Raw genomic sequence first — 18,159 nt, forward strand, 5'->3', positions numbered from 1 at the left:
GGCGACAACATCGCCATGACGGTGAACCTGATCGTGCCGATCGCCATGGAAGAGAAGCTGCGCTTCGCCATCCGTGAAGGCGGTCGTACCGTCGGCGCCGGCGTCGTCGCCGCCATCATCGAATAAGCCAGGGCGAAAGCTCGAGGTTGAAGCGGCGCAGCCTTGGCTGCGCCGTTTTTGTTTGTATTGGTGGCTCCACCCGCATTCGAGGAAAAGGTCATGATCGTCGTCACCACCAATGATCTCCCAGGCTACCGCGTCGTGAAGCATTTCGGCGTGGTGCGGGGCATCACCGTGCGTTCGCGCAGTGTGATCGGCAATATTGGCGGCGCCATCCAGTCGGTGTTCGGCGGCAAGCTGTCCGTCTATACCAATCTGGCGGAAACCGCCCGGCAGGAAGCCTATGAGCTTCTGGTGCGCCACGCCGAGGAGCTGGGCGCCAACGCCATCATCGCCATGCGCTACGATGCCAATGAGATCATGGATGGAATCACCGAGGTGCTGGCCTATGGCACCGCGGTGGCCGTCGAGCCGGTCTGAGCGGAAAGCGATGTCATTCCGGATGCGCTGCACTATCCGGTGGTGCGGCGCGGATCCGGGACCGCGAGCGGAACGAGGCTGGCCTTCAGCGCGGTCCCGCGTCAGCGGCGCAGCATTGCATGCCGCACGGCGCGCGGGATGACCGTTCACCCGCTGGAGGCATGCAATTTTTCACAGTCATCCCCATCTGTGGGATTGCGCCAAATCATTTGCGCGGCTATGTAGGCGCCGCGCGAGCAACGCGTAGGGGTATAGCTCAGCTGGTAGAGCGACGGTCTCCAAAACCGTAGGTCGCGGGTTCGATCCCTGCTGCCCCTGCCAATTTACGCGGATGAGGCGTTCAGCTTTTTTCGCTCTGTCATGAAAGCCGGGGGATGGGGCTTGGCCGCACCCTCGGTTTTGTGTTGGCAAAAACGGCCGGACAGGATTTGCACGCCCGCTGGGCGGATGGCAAACCCTGCGAGGTTCACAGTCGTCGCAGGGCCTGGCTGGTCGGATCATTTCCGCATCATCCATGCTCCGCTCAGGCTCTGTCTTGCATTTGCGAGGCAGGATTTCGAAATGAGTGCCGGAACAATCCTGTTTCGGTCAAGGCGGTAGGACGATGGCAAAGACGACTCCGATGGAGTTCTTGCGGCAGGTTCGCAATGAAACGAACAAGGTTACCTGGCCCACCCGCCGGGAGACCATGATCACGGCCCTCATGGTCGTCATCTTCACTGTTCTCATGGCGATCTTCTTCGCAGTCGCGGATTGGTTCCTGCTGCACGGAGTCGCTCTCATCGTAAGTCTGGGCCGCTAGGGAAATCCATAATGGCCAAGCGCTGGTACATCGTTCACGCCTATTCCAACTTCGAGAACAAGGTCGCGCAGTCGATTCGCGAGCAGGTCGCCCAGCGTGGGCTTTCCGATCTGTTCGAAGAGATCCTGGTGCCGACCGAGAAGGTCGTCGAGGTTCGCCGCGGCCGCAAGGTCGACACCGAACGCAAGTTCTTCCCCGGCTATGTGCTGGTGAAGTGCGATCTGACGGATGAGGTGCATCACCTCATCAAGAACACGCCGAAGGTCACCGGCTTCCTGGGCGCCGACAAGGCCAAGCCCGTGCCGATTCCCGACCGCGAGGCCGAGCGTATCAAGGGGCAGGTCGCCGATGGCGTCGAGCGTCCCAAGCCTTCCGTCAGCTTCGAGGTCGGCGAGCAGGTCAAGGTGGCTGATGGCCCCTTCGCCTCCTTCAACGGCATCGTCGAAGAAGTCGACGAAAGCCGCGCCCGCCTCAAGGTGGCGGTTTCCATTTTTGGCCGGGCAACCCCGGTCGAACTCGAATACGGGCAGGTCGAAAAGGTCTGATCCCGTACGCGGGAGGGGAAGCAGGGCCATCGCCGTCTTGCGGAACCGAACCGCGAAACTCCGGCCATCGGTTCGATGGCTTCCGGTCATCGTCTTGGTGGCCACTAACCGCGGGGCAACCCGCATAGGAGCAACAAATGGCGAAGAAAATTACGGGCTACGTCAAGCTTCAGGTTCCGGCCGGCGCCGCGAACCCGTCGCCGCCCATCGGTCCTGCGCTCGGTCAGCGCGGTCTCAACATCATGGAATTCTGCAAGGCCTTCAATGCCAAGACCGCGCAGATGACCAAGGGTATGCCGATCCCGGTCATCATCACGGCCTATCAGGATCGTTCCTTCACCTTCGAACTGAAGCTTCCCCCGGTGTCCTACTGGGTCAAGGAAGCTGCCGGCATCAAGTCGGGTTCGCAGACCCCCGGCAAGGGCGCCAAGGCTGGCAAGATCACGATCGCCCAGATCCGTGAGATCGCCGAGAAGAAGCTGCCCGATCTCAACTGCGATACGGTTGAGGCCGCCATGGCCATGGTGAAGGGTTCCGCCCAGTCGATGGGCCTCGAGATCGTCGGGTGATATGATGGCACATCAAGGAAAGCGTATCCGCGCGGCCAAGGAAGGCATTGACCGCATCAAGCTTTATGGTCTCGACGAGGCCGTGGCCCTGATCAAGGACCGCGCCAAGGCCAAGTTCGACGAGACCGTCGAGATCGCCATGAACCTGGGCGTCGACCCCCGCCATGCCGACCAGATGGTCCGCGGCGTGTGCAACCTGCCCAACGGCTCGGGCCGCACCCTGCGCGTGGCCGTGTTCGCCCGCGGCGCCAAGGCTGACGAAGCCCGCGCTGCCGGCGCTGACGTGGTTGGCGCCGAGGATCTCGTCGAGATCGTCAACGGCGGCAAGATCGAGTTCGATCGCTGCATCGCCACCCCCGACATGATGCCGCTGGTCGGCCGTCTGGGTAAGGTGCTCGGCCCGCGCGGCATGATGCCGAACCCGAAGGTCGGTACGGTGACCATGGACGTCACCGGTGCCGTGCAGGCTTCGAAGGGCGGCGCCGTCGAGTTCCGCGTCGAGAAGGCCGGCATCGTGCACGGGGCCGTCGGCAAGGCTTCGTTCTCGGCCGAAAAGCTCGCCGAGAACATCAAGGCTTTCGCCGATGCCGTGGTCAAGGCCAAGCCGACCGGCGCCAAGGGTACCTATGTCCAGCGCGTCGCCCTGTCCTCGACCATGGGCCCGGGCGTGAAGATCGATCCGGCCAGCGTGCTCAGCGCCTGATCCGGTTCGAAACGAACGACTTGAAAACCCCGCTTCGGCGGGGTTTTCTCTTGGGTGCGGGAGGCGTTGCTTCCGGCGGCCGGCAAGCACTGGAAATGCCGTCCGACCGGCACCGGCGCCCGCGGGCTCCCGCGGAGAAAACTCGGTTCGGGGTCTTTCGCTCGATGCAGGAGAGAAGAGGGGACATAGGGACAGCGATGCGCAAGGGGCTGGGCTATTGCGCGGCCGCATTCGTCGTGAGCGTGATTGTCGCGCCTGTCCTGTGGCAGATGCGCATGCCCCTTTCCGACACGAGTCGGCCTCCCTCCATCGGTCTGGGCGAGGCTCTGAGTATCTGGGGGTGGGTCTTTCTCTTTGTCCTCCTGGCCGGGCTGCCGGCTCTGATGCTCGGGCGCTTCATCAGCGGCGGACTCCGCCTGCGCTGGTATCAGTCGGCCTTGGCGGGGGGCGTGATCGGCTTCGCCGTCGCACTGTGCGTCCTGCGTTTTCTGTTTGGCACTCCCCATATCGGCACGCTGGCCATCGGCGCATTGGTGTCGCTGCCGGGCTTCCTCGGCGGCTTGGTTTACTGGCTGATTGCGGAACGGGATTGAGAGCAGCCGCAACCCGGCCTCTCCAATGGTTGGAAACCCACGCCTCGTTTGGGGTGAACGCGGGGATGGTTCGACATAGGATGCGCTCGACCGGCGGCGTGATCGCCGGATAAGGGGAGGCAGCGTCAAAATTCCCTATTGGCAAAATTCCCCCTTGGCAATTCGCCCAGGAGGGACTATATCGCGCTTCTCACTGAACTGATCAAAGGTTCATGACCCTGGGATGTGTAAACAGCCCGGGATTTTTGCTGTCCGAAGCAATTTGGACGGCAGACTGGCCGTAAAGGTTTTCGAACCTCTTCGGCTATGTCCTGTCCGAGACTGCAGGCGCAGGGAAACCTGCTTAATTGCCGGGAGAGGCCCTCAAAAGCGCTCCTTTTGGCCTGCATAGACGGGGAAGACCGGTTTTCGGTGTCCGCCTCGCGGCTGCCTCGTGAATTGGTTCGATCCGACTCACTCGCCCTCACGGCCTGTGTCATTTTGACGCATATGTGATGATGAGGGACAGGCAATCGAGCGTCGCCTTCGCCAAGGTACCGGCTCGCCGGCACCCGGAAGGCGGCAAGTGCAACGGTCGGCTTTCCTATGAATTCTGGAAAGCTGCAACCGGAGAGAGCAACGTGGAAAGAGCGGAAAAGCAGGAGTTCATCGGCTTTCTCCAGGAGGTCTTCACGACCACTGGGGTTGTCGTCGTAGCTCACTATTCCGGCCTGACCGTCGCCCAGATGCAGAACCTGCGCAAGCAGATGAAGCAGGCTGGCGCGACTGTGAAGGTCGCGAAGAACCGCCTCGCCAAGATCGCTCTTGATGGCACGGATGTGGCCTCTATCGCGCCCCTCATGAAGGGCCCGACCCTGATCGCTTATTCGAGCGATCCGGTGGCTGCACCCAAGGTCGCCGTCGACTTCGCCAAGGCCCACGACAAGTTCGTGATCCTGGGCGGCGCGATGGGCAAGACCTCTCTGGACCAGAACGGTGTCAAGGCGCTCGCGACCTTGCCGTCTCTGGACGAACTGCGCGCCAAGCTCGTCGGCCTCATCCAGGCCCCGGCTACCAAGATCGCTCAGGTCGTCAACGCCCCGGCTGCCAAGCTGGCCCGCGTGTTCGGAGCCTATGCCAAGCAAGACGAAGCGGCGTAAGGCCGTTCGCAACCCGATTAAACCGGTACGAACCAAAACCAAGGATTATGGACAATGTCCAAGATTGAAAAGCTTGTTGAAGACCTCTCGAGCCTGACCGTGCTTGAGGCTGCCGACCTCGCCAAGGCCCTGGAAGAGAAGTGGGGCGTTTCGGCTGCTGCGGCCGTCGCCGTTGCTGCTGCTCCGGCTGGTGGCGGCGCTGCTGCTCCGGCTGCTGAAGCCCAGACCGAGTTCACCGTCGTTCTGGCCGCTGCCGGCGACAAGAAGATCGAGGTCATCAAGGAAGTCCGCGCGATCACCGGCCTCGGCCTCAAGGAAGCCAAGGACCTGGTCGAAGCTGCTCCGAAGCCCGTCAAGGAAGCCGTTGCCAAGGAAGAAGCCGACAAGATCAAGGCCGCCCTCGAGAAGGTCGGCGCCAAGGTCGAGCTCAAGTAAGAGAGCTTGCTTCAGGCGTTCTGGCTCCGGGGTTTCCCCCGGGGCCTTTTCGGCGTTTTGGGCTGGACTCCATTTGGACCTGGCTCGGGCGTCGGAACGGCGGACCAGAGAATCTTCGAGGTTTGGGTCTTTGGACTTGGGCCTCCCGGGATTTTCCGGTCTGCCGTGACGAGAACGGAAAAGGCCGGGTACGCCGGCCGGAAGTTTCAGCGTCGATCCCGCGTCAAGCGGCACGGCGCCGGGTGGGGAAGGCACATCTTCCCTGCGCAATCAAATGCCTGCAGGAGCGGTGCGATGGCGCCGGGCTTGCTTGAAAGGACGAGGACCACATGGCTCAGACGACCAATGCCCGCAAGCGCGTCCGCCGGTTTTTCGGAAAGATCCGCGAAGTCGCGACGATGCCGAACCTGATCGAGGTTCAGAAGGCTTCCTATGACCAGTTTCTGCAGGTCTTGGAGCCAGAAGGCGGGCGGACGGATGAGGGATTGCAGACCGTCTTCAAGTCGGTCTTCCCGATCTCGGACTTTTCCAACAAGGCGATGCTCGAATTCGTCCGGTACGAATTCGAAGCGCCGAAGTATGACGTCGACGAGTGCCGCCAGCGCGGCATGACCTTTGCCGCTCCGCTCAAGGTGACGCTGCGCCTGATCGTGTTCGATGTCGACGAGGAAACTGGTGCCCGCTCCGTGAAGGACATCAAGGAGCAGGATGTCTACATGGGCGACATGCCGCTCATGACCTCGAACGGCACCTTCATCGTCAACGGCACCGAGCGCGTCATCGTCTCCCAGATGCACCGTTCGCCGGGCGTGTTCTTCGATCACGACAAGGGCAAGACCCATTCGTCGGGCAAGCTCCTGTTCGCGGCCCGCATCATTCCCTATCGCGGTTCCTGGCTCGACATCGAGTTCGACGCCAAGGACATCGTGCATGCGCGCATCGACCGCCGCCGCAAGATTCCGGTTTCTTCGCTGCTCTTTGCCCTCGGCATGGACGGCGAGGATATTCTGCGCACCTTCTACAACTCCATCACCTATGTCCGCGACAAGGACGGCTGGCGCGTTCCCTATGACTGGAACCGTCTGAAGGGCGTCAAGCCGACCACCGACCTCATCGATGCCGATACCGGCGAGATCGTAGTCGAGTCCGGCAAGAAGCTGACGGCGCGTTCAGCCCGCGCGCTGGCCGAGAAGGGCCTCAAGGCCCTGCGTGTCACCGACGAGGACCTGATCGGCCGTTATGTCGCCGAAGACATCGTCAATCTGAACACCGGCGAAATCTATCTGGAAGCCGGCGAGGAACTCAGCGAGAAGAATCTCAAGCTGCTCGGCGACGAGGGCTTCGATGAGATTCCGGTGCTCGACATCGATCACGTCACCGTGGGTGCCTATATCCGCAACACGCTGGCGGTCGACAAGAACAACTCGCGCGAAGAGGCTCTGTTCGACATCTACCGCGTGATGCGTCCGGGCGAGCCGCCGACCATCGACTCCGCCGAGGCGATGTTCCAGTCGCTGTTCTTCGATGCCGAGCGCTACGACCTTTCCTCGGTCGGCCGCGTCAAGATGAACATGCGCCTCGACCTCGACGCCGAGGACACCGTGCGCGTTCTGCGCAAGGAGGACATCCTGGCCGTGGTCAGGACGCTGGTGGACCTCCGTGACGGCAAGGGCGAGATCGACGACATCGACCATCTCGGCAACCGCCGCGTGCGCTCGGTCGGCGAACTGATGGAAAATCAGTATCGCGTCGGCCTGCTGCGCATGGAGCGCGCCATCAAGGAGCGCATGTCGTCGGTCGACGTCGACACCGTGATGCCGCAGGATCTGATCAACGCCAAGCCGGCGGCTGCCGCCGTGCGCGAGTTCTTCGGTTCCTCGCAGCTCTCGCAGTTCATGGACCAGACCAACCCGCTGTCGGAAATCACCCACAAGCGCCGCCTGTCGGCGCTCGGCCCGGGTGGTCTGACCCGCGAGCGTGCCGGCTTCGAAGTGCGCGACGTGCATCCCACGCATTATGGCCGCATCTGCCCGATCGAGACGCCGGAAGGCCCGAACATCGGTCTGATCAACTCGCTGGCGACCTTTGCGCGCGTCAACAAGTACGGCTTCATCGAGGCGCCCTACCGTCGCGTCCGCGACAGCAAGGTCACGCCCGAGGTTGTCTATCTGTCGGCGATGGAAGAGGGCAAATACTACGTCGCCCAGGCCAACATTCCGGTCGACCAGGAAGGCCGCCTGACGGAGGACTTCGTAGTCTGCCGTCACGCCGGCGAAAACGTCATGGTCACGCCCGATCGCGTCGACTACATGGACGTGTCGCCCAAGCAGCTCGTCTCCGTCGCCGCGGCCCTCATTCCCTTCATCGAGAATGACGACGCCAACCGCGCGCTGATGGGTGCGAACATGCAGCGTCAGGCCGTGCCGCTGGTGCGCGCCGATGCGCCCTTCGTCGGCACCGGCATGGAGAGCGTGGTGGCCCGTGACTCGGGCGCCGCGATCGCCGCCCGCCGCACCGGCATCGTCGACCAGATCGACGCGACGCGTATCGTTATCCGCGCCACCGCCGATCTCGATCCGACCCAGTCGGGCGTCGACATCTACCGCCTGATGAAGTTCCAGCGCTCCAACCAGTCGACCTGCATCACGCAGAAGCCGCTGGTGCGCGTGGGCGACGTGGTCCGGAAGGGCGACATCATCGCAGACGGTCCTTCGACCGAGCTCGGTGAGTTGGCGCTCGGCCGCAACGTTCTCGTCGCCTTCATGCCCTGGAACGGCTACAACTTCGAGGACTCCATCCTGCTCAGCGAGAACATCGCCAAGGAGGACGTGTTCACCTCGATCCACATCGACGAGTTCGAAGTGATGGCCCGCGACACCAAGCTGGGTCCGGAAGAAATCACGCGCGACATCCCGAACGTCTCGGAAGAAGCGCTGAAGAACCTGGACGAAGCCGGTATCGTCTATATCGGTGCCGAAGTGCAGGCGGGCGACATCCTGGTCGGCAAGATCACGCCGAAGGGCGAGAGCCCGATGACGCCGGAAGAAAAGCTCCTGCGCGCCATCTTCGGCGAGAAGGCTTCCGACGTGCGCGACACCTCGCTGCGCGTGCCCCCGGGGGTCACCGGCACCATCGTCGAAGTGCGCGTGTTCAACCGCCACGGCGTCGACAAGGACGAGCGCGCCCAGGCGATCGAGCGCGAGGAGATCGAGCGCCTGGCCAAGGACCGCGACGACGAGCAGGCGATCCTCGACCGCAACGTCTATCAGCGTCTCGTCGAGATGCTGGAAGGCAAGGCGGCGATCGGCGGGCCGAAGGGCTTCAAGAAGGAGACGGTGCTCACTGCCGACGTGATGCAGGAGTATCCGCGCTCGCAGTGGTGGAACTTCGCCGTGGCCGACGACGCTCTGATGGGCGAAGTCGAGGCCATGCGCAAGCAGTACGACGAATCCAAGAAACGTCTCGAACAGCGCTTCCTGGACAAGGTCGAGAAGCTGCAGCGCGGCGACGAACTGCCGCCCGGCGTGATGAAGATGGTCAAGGTCTTCGTCGCCGTGAAGCGCAAGATCCAGCCGGGCGACAAGATGGCTGGCCGTCACGGCAACAAGGGCGTGGTTTCGCGCATCATGCCGATCGAAGATATGCCCTTCCTCGAGGATGGCACTCCGGTCGACATCGTGCTCAACCCGCTCGGCGTGCCGAGCCGCATGAATGTCGGTCAGATTCTCGAAACCCATCTGGGTTGGGCGGCTGCCGGCCTCGGCAAGCTCGTCGGCCAGGCCATCGATGCCTACAAGAAGGGCAAGGGAGCCAGCCAGCTCAAGAATACGCTCGAGCGCATCTACGGCAACAACGAGGAAATCGAGTCCATGGATGAGCGTGAGCTCGTCGACATGTCCTCGACGCTTCGCCGCGGCGTGCCGATCGCGACCCCGGTCTTCGACGGTGCCAAGGAAAGCGACATCGTCGACTTCCTCAAGATGGCTGGCCATGACGCTTCGGGCCAGGTGCAGCTGTATGACGGGCGCACGGGCAACCCCTTCGACCGCAAGGTGACAGTCGGCTACATCTATATGCTGAAGCTGCACCATCTGGTCGACGACAAGATCCACGCCCGTTCGATCGGTCCGTACTCGCTGGTCACGCAGCAGCCGCTGGGTGGCAAGGCGCAGTTCGGCGGCCAGCGCTTCGGCGAAATGGAGGTGTGGGCCCTCGAAGCCTATGGCGCCGCCTACACGCTGCAGGAGATGCTCACCGTCAAGTCGGACGACGTGGCCGGCCGTACCAAGGTCTACGAGGCCATCGTGCGCGGCGACGACACCTTCGAGGCGGGCATTCCGGAATCGTTCAACGTTCTGGTCAAGGAAATGCGGTCGCTGGGGCTCAACGTCGAGCTCACCGGCCTGCGCAACGCCGATCAGATGCTGCCGCCGGCCGAGGCTGCCGAGTGACACTGCCCGGGAGGCGGGTCTATGGGCCCGCCGCGACCGTGCCGCGAATGAGGCGGGTCTGAAGACCCGCCCCCCATTTTTATCCGCGCGGGCAGGGGCGTTGGCCCCGCCTTAGCGCAAACCTGGAGACGGCCATGAACCAAGAGGTCATGAATCTCTTCAATCCCGTAGCGCAGCCGCAGACCTTTGATCAGATCAAGATCTCGATTGCTTCGCCGGAAAAGATTCTTTCCTGGTCCTACGGCGAGATCAAGAAGCCGGAAACCATCAATTACCGCACGTTCAAGCCCGAGCGTGACGGCTTGTTCTGCGCGCGCATCTTCGGACCGATCAAGGACTACGAATGCTTGTGCGGCAAGTACAAGCGCATGAAGTACAAGGGCGTCATCTGCGAGAAGTGCGGCGTGGAAGTCACGCTCTCGCGCGTCCGCCGCGAGCGCATGGGCCATATCGAGCTCGCCGCGCCCGTCGCCCATATCTGGTTCCTGAAGTCGCTGCCGAGCCGCATCGGCCTGCTGATGGATATGACGCTCAAGGATCTCGAGCGCATCCTGTACTTCGAATATTACGTGGTGATCGAGCCCGGCCTCACCCCGCTGAAGGAGCGTCAGCTCCTCTCCGAGGACGAGTATGCGCGCGCCCAGGACGAATATGGCGAGGACTCGTTCACCGCCATGATCGGCGCCGAAGCCATCCGCGAGATGCTGCGCGCCATGGATCTGGAGAAGATCGCGGCGGACCTGCGCATCGAGATCGCCGAGTCCACCTCGGAGCTCAAGCCCAAGAAGCTCGCCAAGCGCCTGAAGATCATCGAGGCCTTCATCCAGTCCGGCAACAAGCCCGAATGGATGATCCTGACCGCCGTTCCGGTGATCCCGCCGGATCTGCGTCCGCTCGTGCCGCTCGACGGCGGCCGCTTCGCGACCTCGGATCTCAACGATCTCTACCGCCGCGTCATCAACCGCAACAACCGCCTGAAGCGGCTGATCGAGCTGCGTGCGCCTGACATCATCATCCGCAACGAAAAGCGCATGCTGCAGGAAGCTGTGGACGCGCTGTTCGACAACGGCCGCCGCGGCCGCGTCATCACGGGCGCCAACAAGCGTCCGCTGAAGTCGCTGTCCGACATGCTGAAGGGCAAGCAGGGCCGCTTCCGGCAGAACCTGCTCGGCAAGCGCGTCGACTATTCCGGCCGTTCGGTGATCGTCGTCGGTCCCGAGCTGAAGCTGCATCAGTGCGGCCTGCCCAAGAAGATGGCGCTGGAGCTGTTCAAGCCCTTCATATATTCGCGCCTCGACGCCAAGGGCCTGTCGGCCACCGTCAAGCAGGCCAAGAAGCTGGTCGAGAAGGAAAAGCCGGAAGTCTGGGATATCCTCGACGAGGTCATCCGCGAGCATCCGGTGCTGCTCAACCGCGCTCCGACGTTGCACCGCCTCGGCATTCAGGCCTTCGAGCCGGTGCTGATCGAAGGCAAGGCCATCCAGCTGCATCCGCTGGTCTGCACCGCCTTCAACGCGGACTTCGACGGTGACCAGATGGCCGTGCACGTCCCGCTGTCGCTCGAGGCGCAGCTGGAAGCGCGCGTCCTGATGATGTCGACCAACAACATCCTGCATCCGGCCAATGGTCAGCCGATCATCGTGCCGTCGCAGGACGTCGTGCTCGGTCTCTATTACGTGACCCTGATGTCGGACGGCGAGCCCGGACAGGGCATGGTGTTCGGCAATATCGGCGAGCTCGACCATGCGCTCGACAACAAGGTCGTCACGCTGCACTCCAAGATCAAGTGGCGCTGGAAGGGCGTCGATGCCGAGGGCAACGAGGTCACCAAGATCTACGACACCACGCCCGGCCGCGTGAAGCTGGCCGAGCTGCTGCCGAAGAATCCGAAGATTCCCTTCGACGCCGCCAACAATCTGATGACGAAGAAGGCGATCTCCGCCCTCATCGACGTCGTCTATCGTAACGTGGGTCAGAAGGAAGCGGTCATCTTCTGCGACCGCATCATGACACTCGGCTTCTCCAACGCCTTCAAGGCCGGCATCTCCTTCGGCAAGGACGACATCGTCGTGCCGGAGAACAAGTGGAAGATCGTCGCCGAGACCGATGCTCTCGCGAAGGACTACGAGCAGCAGTACAATGACGGCCTGATCACGCAGGGCGAAAAGTACAACAAGGTCGTCGACGCCTGGGCCAAGTGCGCCGATCGTCTCGCCAAGGAGATGATGGATCGCATTTCGGCGGTGAAGAAGGATGAGAGCGGCCGCGACAAGCCGATCAACTCCATCTACATGATGGCGCACTCCTCGGCTCGTGGTTCGCCGGCCCAGATGCGTCAGCTCGGCGCCATGCGCGGCCTGATGGCCAAGCCGTCGGGTGAGATCATCGAGACGCCGATCATCTCGAACTTCAAGGAAGGCCTGACCGTGCTCGAGTACTTCAACTCGACCCACGGTGCCCGTAAGGGTCTGGCGGACACCGCCTTGAAGACGGCGAACTCGGGCTACCTGACCCGTCGTCTCGTCGACGTGGCCCAGGACTCGATCATCACCGAGATCGATTGCGGCTCGGAAGGCGGTATCGGCGTGCGCGCGATCGTCGATGCGGGCCAGGTCGTGGCGTCGCTCGGCGTGCGCGTCCTCGGCCGTACCGCGGCCGAGAACATCACCGATCCCTCCACCGGCACCATCATCGTGCAGAAGGGAGAGATGATCGACGAGAAGGCGGTCGACCTGATCAGCGCCTCGGGCCTGCAGGAGATCAAGATCCGTTCGGTGCTCACCTGCGAGACCAAGAACGGCGTCTGCGCCACCTGCTATGGTCGCGACCTGGCACGCGGCACGCGCGTCAACATGGGCGAGGCTGTCGGCGTCATCGCGGCGCAGTCGATCGGTGAACCGGGCACGCAGCTCACGATGCGTACCTTCCACATCGGCGGCGCGGCGCAGATCAACGAGCAGTCGAACATCGAGTCGACCTTCGAGGGTACGGTCAAGATCCGTAACCGCAACGTCGTGCGCAATTCGGAAGGCGAGCTGATCGCCATGGCCCGCAACCTGGCAGTCGTGGTCCTTGACCATGACGGCACGGAGCGCTCGGTCAACCGCGTCCCCTATGGTGCCCGCATCAAGGTGGACGACGGCGACAAGATCAAGCGCGGCCAGCGCATTGCCGAGTGGGATCCCTATACCCGCCCGGTGATCACCGAACTCGACGGCGTGATCGGCTACGAGGATCTGGTCGACGGCATCTCGGTCAACGAGAGCGCCGACGAGTCGACCGGCATCACCAAGCGCGTCGTCTCCGACTGGCGGACGTCGAGCCGGTCGGCGGATCTGCGTCCGGCCCTGGTGATCAAGGGTGCCGACGGCAAGATCGCCAAGCTGTCGCGCGGCGGTGACGCCCGCTACTTCCTGGCGGCGGAATCCGTCATCTCGGTCGATCCGGGCTCGAAGGTGAACGCAGGCGACGTCATCGCCCGCGTGCCGCTGGAAAGCGCCAAGACCCGCGACATCACGGGCGGTCTGCCGCGCGTGGCGGAGCTGTTCGAGGCGCGTCGTCCGAAGGATGCGGCCATCATCGCCGAGATCACCGGTACGATCCAGTTCGGCCGCGACTACAAGAACAAGCGTCGTCTCGTGATCCAGCCGCATGAGGCTGATCAGGAGCCGGTCGAATATCTGATCCCGAAGGGCAAGCACATCCATCTCCAGGACGGCGACGTCGTGGAGAAGGGTGACTTCATCGTCGACGGCAACCCGGCTCCGCATGACATTCTGGCGGTCAAGGGCGTCGAGGAACTGGCGGCCTACCTGGTCAACGAAATCCAGGAAGTCTACCGTCTGCAGGGCGTGCAGATTAACGACAAGCACATCGAAGTGATCGTCCGGCAGATGCTGCAGAAGATCGAGATCACCGACGCCGGTGAGACCGAGTTCCTGCCCAGCGAGCAAGTCGATCGCATCGAGTTCGACGCAGCCAACCTCAAGGCTGTCGAAGAAGGGCGCAAGCCTGCGGCCGGCCACCCGGTGCTGCTCGGCATCACCAAGGCCTCGCTGCAGACGCGTTCGTTCATCTCGGCCGCCTCGTTCCAGGAGACCACCCGCGTGCTTACCGAAGCTGCCGTCAACGGCAAGTCGGATACGCTGGAGGGCCTCAAGGAGAACGTCATCGTCGGCCGTCTCATCCCGGCCGGCACCGGCGCCCAGATCGCGCGGGTCCGCGAGATCGCCAAGCGCCGCGACGACCTCATCCTGCAGCAGAAGCAGGCTGAGGCCGGCACACCGGCCGGCGATGCCGAAGTCGTGGCTCTACCGGCGGCGGAATAAGAAAATTCAACCGAGCGGTTGAATGGAAGGGCGGCTCGCGAGGGCCGCCCTTTTGTCTGTGATGGGGTCATGTTCAAGTCGCGGGGGAGGGCTCCCTCGAACCCGAAGCCATGCAAAACGGCAAAGGGGCTATGCAGAAGGTCCTATCGGCTCGAAAACCGCACCTATTGGCAATTTTGACACGCTTCGTGCTTGACGGGAGGCGAGTCGGCAGTTAAAGACCACCTCACTTTCAGGGCGGGCCGTAAGACGTATTGTTCCTGCAGTCGACGAGACGCGGAACTGAGTTCTTAAACGCTGCCTCCGGACTACCAGACACAGTTCCGGTCATGATCGTTGCGCCCCGCGTTGCGATCCTCTGTGGGTGTCGCGCTTGCATCCCCCAAAAGGGAAGCTGGCGCGGTTTCGTTTTGCGTGGATGCTCACGCAGGGCAAAGCAGTGCGTTCGTAAGGGCGTACTAATCGATGTTGAAGGGCGAACGATGCCAACCATTAGCCAGCTGATCCGCAAGCCGCGCGAACCGAAAGTGTATCGCGAGAAGGCGCGCCACCTGGAAGCATGCCCGCAGAAGCGCGGTGTGTGCACTCGCGTGTATACGACGACCCCGAAGAAGCCGAACTCGGCTTTGCGTAAGGTTGCCAAGGTGCGTCTCACCAATGGCTTCGAGGTCATCGGCTACATTCCCGGCGAAGGCCATAACCTTCAGGAGCATTCCGTGGTCATGATCCGCGGCGGCCGCGTGAAGGACTTGCCCGGCGTCCGCTATCACATTCTCCGCGGTGTCCTCGATACCCAGGGTGTCAAGAACCGTAAGCAGCGCCGTTCGAAGTACGGCGCGAAGCGTCCGAAGTAAGGGAAGATTTCACCATGTCCCGTCGCCATCGTGCAGAAAAGCGTGAGATCATTCCGGATCCGAAGTTCGGTGATCTCGTCGTGACCAAGTTCATGAATGCCATCATGTATGATGGCAAGAAGTCGGTTGCCGAAAAGATCGTCTACGACGCTTTCGACACCATTGAAGCCAAGGCCAAGCAGAGCCCGATCACGGTGTTCCAGGCGGCCTTGTCGAATGTCGCTCCGGCGATCGAGGTTCGTTCCCGCCGTGTCGGTGGTGCGACCTATCAGGTCCCGGTAGAAGTTCGTCCGGAGCGCCGCCAGGCTCTCGCCATCCGTTGGATCCTCAGCGCGGCTCGTAACCGCAACGAGAAGACCATGGAAGAGAAGCTGTCGGGCGAGCTGCTGGACGCCTCCAACAATCGCGGCAACGCCGTGAAGAAACGCGAAGACACGCACCGGATGGCCGAGGCCAACCGCGCCTTCTCGCATTACCGCTGGTAAGGCTGGAAGCAGGATCGAGGATCATACGATGGCCCGTACGCACGCGATCGAGGACTACCGCAACTTTGGTATTATGGCGCACATCGACGCCGGTAAGACCACGACGACCGAGCGGATCCTTTACTACACCGGCAAGTCCCACAAGATCGGCGAAGTCCATGACGGCGCCGCCACGATGGACTTCATGACCCAGGAGCAGGAACGCGGCATCACCATTACGTCCGCCGCGACGACCGCTTTCTGGCAGGGCAAGCGCCTGAACATCATCGACACTCCCGGCCACGTCGACTTCACCATCGAAGTCGAGCGTTCGCTGCGCGTGCTCGACGGTGCGGTGTGCGTGCTCGACTCGAACCAGGGCGTCGAACCCCAGACCGAGACTGTCTGGCGCCAGGGCGACAAGTACAAGGTCCCGCGCATCGTCTTCGCCAACAAGATGGATAAGACGGGCGCCGACTTCTACAAGTGCCTGGACGACATCGTGAAGCGCCTTGGCGCCAAGCCGATCGCCATTCAGCTGCCGATCGGTTCGGAGTCGAACTTCAAGGGCGTGATCGACCTCGTTCGCATGAAGGCCGTGATCTGGTCGGGTGAATCGCTGGGCGCCGAGTTCGATGCCAACCTTCCGATCCCGGAAGACATGGTCGAGAAGGCGAACGAATACCGCAACACGCTGATCGAAGCTGCTGTGGAACTCGATGACGACGCTCTCGCCGCCTTCTTCGACGGCCAGGAGCCGGACGAAGCGACGCTGAAGCGTCTCATCCGCAAGGCCGTCCTCACCGGCGCCTTCTACCCGGTGCTTGCTGGTTCCGCCTTCAAGAACAAGGGCGTGCAGACGCTTCTTGACGCGGTGGTCGATTATCTGCCGTCGCCGGTCGACGTGCCTGCCATCAAGGGCATCGATCCCAAGACCGAGGCGGAAGTCGAGCGCAAGTCCTCGGACTCCGAGCCGCTGTCGCTGCTCGGCTTCAAGATCATGGACGACCAGTATGGCGTCCTGACCTTCTGCCGCATCTATTCCGGCAAGCTCGAGAAGGGCATGTCCCTACTCAACTCCAGCCGCGAGAAGAGCGAGCGTGTCGGCCGCATGGTGCTCATGCACGCCAACAATCGCGAGGAAATCTCGGAAGCCTATGCCGGTGACATCGTCGCCCTGGTCGGCCTCAAGGATACCCGCACCGGCGACACGCTGTGCGATCCCGCGCATCCGGTCATCCTGGAGCGCATGGAGTTCCCCGAGCCCGTCATCGAGATGGCGATCGAGCCCAAGACCAAGGGCGACCAGGAAAAGATGGCGCTTGCGCTGATCAAGCTCGCCTCGGAAGATCCGTCCTTCCGCGTGTCGACCGATCAGGAGTCCGGCCAGACCATCATCAAGGGCATGGGCGAACTTCATCTCGACATCAAGGTCGACATCCTGCGTCGTACCCATAAGGTCGAGGTCAATGTCGGCGCGCCGCAGGTGGCCTTCCGCGAGAAGATCACCAAGCAGGCCGAAATCGACTACACCCACAAGAAGCAGACCGGTGGTACCGGCCAGTTCGCTCGCGTCAAGTTCATCGTCGAGCCGAACGAAGCCGGCAAGGGCTTCGAGTTCGAATCGAAGATCATCGGCGGCGCGGTGCCGAAGGAATATATCCCCGGCGTCGAAAAGGGCCTCCAGTCGGTTCTGGGTGCTGGCATCGTTGCCGGCTTCCCGGTCGTCGACGTCAAGGTCACGCTGATCGACGGTGCCTTCCACGAAGTCGACTCGTCGGCGCTCGCCTTCGAAATCGCCTCGCGTGCGGCCTTCCGTGAAGCCCTTCAGAAGGGCGGTTCGGTTCTGCTCGAGCCGATCATGAAGGTCGAGGTCGTGACTCCGGAAGAATATACCGGCTCGGTCATCGGCGATCTCAACTCCCGGCGTGGACAGATCCAGGGCCAGGACATGCGCGGCAACGCGAATGTCGTGAACGCCATGGTTCCGCTCATGAATATGTTCGGCTACGTCAACCAGCTGCGCTCCTTCACCCAGGGCCGCGCCAGCTACACGATGCAGTTCGATCATTACGAACAGGCGCCGTCCAACGTCGCTGCTGAAATCCAGGCGAAATACGCCTGATCCCTTTGATTTGAGTTTCATCCGCCGTTTCGGCGACAGGTGAAGGAGGCCCCGATGGCCAAAGAGAAATTTGAACGCACGAAGCCGCACTGCAACATCGGCACGATTGGTCACGTTGACCATGGCAAGACGTCGCTGACGGCGGCGATCACGAAGGTTCTTGCCGAGACGGGCGGTGCGACGTTCACGGCGTATGACCAGATCGACAAGGCTCCGGAAGAGAAGGCTCGTGGCATCACGATCTCGACGGCGCATGTGGAGTACGAGACGAAGAACCGTCACTATGCGCATGTGGACTGCCCCGGCCACGCCGACTATGTGAAGAACATGATCACGGGCGCGGCGCAGATGGACGGCGCGATCCTGGTTGTTTCGGCGGCTGACGGCCCGATGCCGCAGACGCGCGAGCACATCCTTCTGGCGCGCCAGGTCGGCGTTCCGGCGCTGGTGGTGTTCCTGAACAAGGTCGACATGGTCGACGATCCGGAGCTTCTGGAGCTGGTCGAGCTGGAGGTTCGCGAGCTTCTGTCGAAGTACGAGTTCCCCGGCGACGACATTCCGATCACCAAGGGTTCTGCGCTGATGGCGCTGGAGAACAAGTCTCCGGAGAT

Annotated in this window: 14 protein-coding genes, 1 tRNA gene and 1 pseudogene; all 16 read left to right on the forward strand. The window is 62.4% G+C overall.

Going from position 1 to position 18,159, the window contains the following annotated elements; all coding sequences use genetic code 11:
• Nucleotides 1-126 (forward strand): annotated as a pseudogene (gene tuf, locus C5L14_RS29700) (elongation factor Tu); the annotation flags it as partial.
• A gap of 93 nt (nt 127-219) precedes the next feature.
• Entirely contained in the window at nt 220-540 is a 321-nt protein-coding gene (locus C5L14_RS29705; protein ID WP_105865681.1) for a YbjQ family protein, read from the forward strand.
• 245 nt (nt 541-785) lie between these two features.
• Nucleotides 786-861: transfer RNA gene (locus C5L14_RS29710), tRNA-Trp, on the forward strand.
• Between the two features lie 283 nt (nt 862-1,144).
• Nucleotides 1,145-1,342: a preprotein translocase subunit SecE gene (gene secE, locus C5L14_RS29715; protein ID WP_105865682.1), complete on the forward strand. Its 198-nt coding sequence runs from the start codon at nt 1,145-1,147 to the stop codon at nt 1,340-1,342.
• A gap of 11 nt (nt 1,343-1,353) precedes the next feature.
• Nucleotides 1,354-1,887, forward strand: coding sequence for a transcription termination/antitermination protein NusG (gene nusG, locus C5L14_RS29720; RefSeq protein ID WP_068297490.1), 534 nt, complete (start codon nt 1,354-1,356; stop codon nt 1,885-1,887).
• Between the two features lie 137 nt (nt 1,888-2,024).
• The gene (gene rplK / locus C5L14_RS29725) at nt 2,025-2,456 is read left to right on the forward strand and encodes a 50S ribosomal protein L11 (RefSeq protein WP_105865683.1); all 432 of its coding nucleotides are present in this window, start codon (nt 2,025-2,027) and stop codon (nt 2,454-2,456) included.
• 4 nt (nt 2,457-2,460) lie between these two features.
• Nucleotides 2,461-3,159, forward strand: a complete 699-nt coding sequence (gene rplA / locus C5L14_RS29730) for a 50S ribosomal protein L1 (protein ID WP_105865690.1) — start codon at nt 2,461-2,463, stop codon at nt 3,157-3,159.
• Between the two features lie 197 nt (nt 3,160-3,356).
• Nucleotides 3,357-3,752 carry a hypothetical protein gene (locus C5L14_RS29735; RefSeq protein ID WP_105865684.1) on the forward strand — a complete coding sequence of 132 codons (396 nt, stop codon included), beginning with the start codon at nt 3,357-3,359 and terminating at the stop codon, nt 3,750-3,752.
• Nucleotides 3,753-4,372: 620 nt separating this feature from the next.
• Nucleotides 4,373-4,891, forward strand: a complete 519-nt coding sequence (rplJ, locus tag C5L14_RS29740; RefSeq protein WP_105865691.1) for a 50S ribosomal protein L10 — start codon at nt 4,373-4,375, stop codon at nt 4,889-4,891.
• 54 nt (nt 4,892-4,945) lie between these two features.
• Nucleotides 4,946-5,326 carry a 50S ribosomal protein L7/L12 gene (gene rplL / locus C5L14_RS29745; protein WP_105865685.1) on the forward strand — a complete coding sequence of 127 codons (381 nt, stop codon included), beginning with the start codon at nt 4,946-4,948 and terminating at the stop codon, nt 5,324-5,326.
• 329 nt (nt 5,327-5,655) lie between these two features.
• On the forward strand, nt 5,656-9,777 hold the full coding sequence (gene rpoB / locus C5L14_RS29750; protein ID WP_105865686.1) for a DNA-directed RNA polymerase subunit beta: 4,122 nt from the start codon (nt 5,656-5,658) through the stop codon (nt 9,775-9,777).
• Between the two features lie 134 nt (nt 9,778-9,911).
• Nucleotides 9,912-14,105 carry a DNA-directed RNA polymerase subunit beta' gene (gene rpoC / locus C5L14_RS29755; RefSeq protein ID WP_105865687.1) on the forward strand — a complete coding sequence of 1,398 codons (4,194 nt, stop codon included), beginning with the start codon at nt 9,912-9,914 and terminating at the stop codon, nt 14,103-14,105.
• 482 nt (nt 14,106-14,587) lie between these two features.
• Nucleotides 14,588-14,959, forward strand: coding sequence for a 30S ribosomal protein S12 (rpsL, locus tag C5L14_RS29760; protein WP_068299562.1), 372 nt, complete (start codon nt 14,588-14,590; stop codon nt 14,957-14,959).
• Nucleotides 14,960-14,973: 14 nt separating this feature from the next.
• A complete protein-coding gene (gene rpsG, locus C5L14_RS29765) occupies nt 14,974-15,444 on the forward strand; it encodes a 30S ribosomal protein S7 (protein ID WP_105865688.1) in 471 nt (156 codons plus the stop codon).
• A 28-nt stretch (nt 15,445-15,472) separates the two neighbouring features.
• The gene (gene fusA, locus C5L14_RS29770; RefSeq protein WP_105865689.1) at nt 15,473-17,548 is read left to right on the forward strand and encodes an elongation factor G; all 2,076 of its coding nucleotides are present in this window, start codon (nt 15,473-15,475) and stop codon (nt 17,546-17,548) included.
• A 54-nt stretch (nt 17,549-17,602) separates the two neighbouring features.
• A partial coding sequence (locus tag C5L14_RS29775) for a GTP-binding protein (RefSeq protein ID WP_146127041.1) occupies nt 17,603-18,159 on the forward strand: 557 nt, incomplete at its 3' end.

Source organism: Labrys okinawensis, assembly GCF_002982075.1.
In the GTDB taxonomy this organism is placed as follows: domain Bacteria; phylum Pseudomonadota; class Alphaproteobacteria; order Rhizobiales; family Labraceae; genus Labrys; species Labrys okinawensis_A.

Bases quoted from the DNA above. Each gene is read 5' to 3' on its own strand.
- C5L14_RS29705 (WP_105865681.1), top strand. From the start codon at position 220: ATGATCGTCGTCACCACCAATGATCTCCCAGGCTACCGCGTCGTGAAG.
- secE (WP_105865682.1), top strand. From the start codon at position 1,145: ATGGCAAAGACGACTCCGATGGAGTTCTTGCGGCAGGTTCGCAATGAA.
- nusG (WP_068297490.1), top strand. From the start codon at position 1,354: ATGGCCAAGCGCTGGTACATCGTTCACGCCTATTCCAACTTCGAGAAC.
- rplK (WP_105865683.1), top strand. From the start codon at position 2,025: ATGGCGAAGAAAATTACGGGCTACGTCAAGCTTCAGGTTCCGGCCGGC.
- rplA (WP_105865690.1), top strand. From the start codon at position 2,461: ATGGCACATCAAGGAAAGCGTATCCGCGCGGCCAAGGAAGGCATTGAC.
- C5L14_RS29735 (WP_105865684.1), top strand. From the start codon at position 3,357: ATGCGCAAGGGGCTGGGCTATTGCGCGGCCGCATTCGTCGTGAGCGTG.
- rplL (WP_105865685.1), top strand. From the start codon at position 4,946: ATGTCCAAGATTGAAAAGCTTGTTGAAGACCTCTCGAGCCTGACCGTG.
- rpoB (WP_105865686.1), top strand. From the start codon at position 5,656: ATGGCTCAGACGACCAATGCCCGCAAGCGCGTCCGCCGGTTTTTCGGA.
- rpoC (WP_105865687.1), top strand. From the start codon at position 9,912: ATGAACCAAGAGGTCATGAATCTCTTCAATCCCGTAGCGCAGCCGCAG.
- rpsL (WP_068299562.1), top strand. From the start codon at position 14,588: ATGCCAACCATTAGCCAGCTGATCCGCAAGCCGCGCGAACCGAAAGTG.
- rpsG (WP_105865688.1), top strand. From the start codon at position 14,974: ATGTCCCGTCGCCATCGTGCAGAAAAGCGTGAGATCATTCCGGATCCG.
- fusA (WP_105865689.1), top strand. From the start codon at position 15,473: ATGGCCCGTACGCACGCGATCGAGGACTACCGCAACTTTGGTATTATG.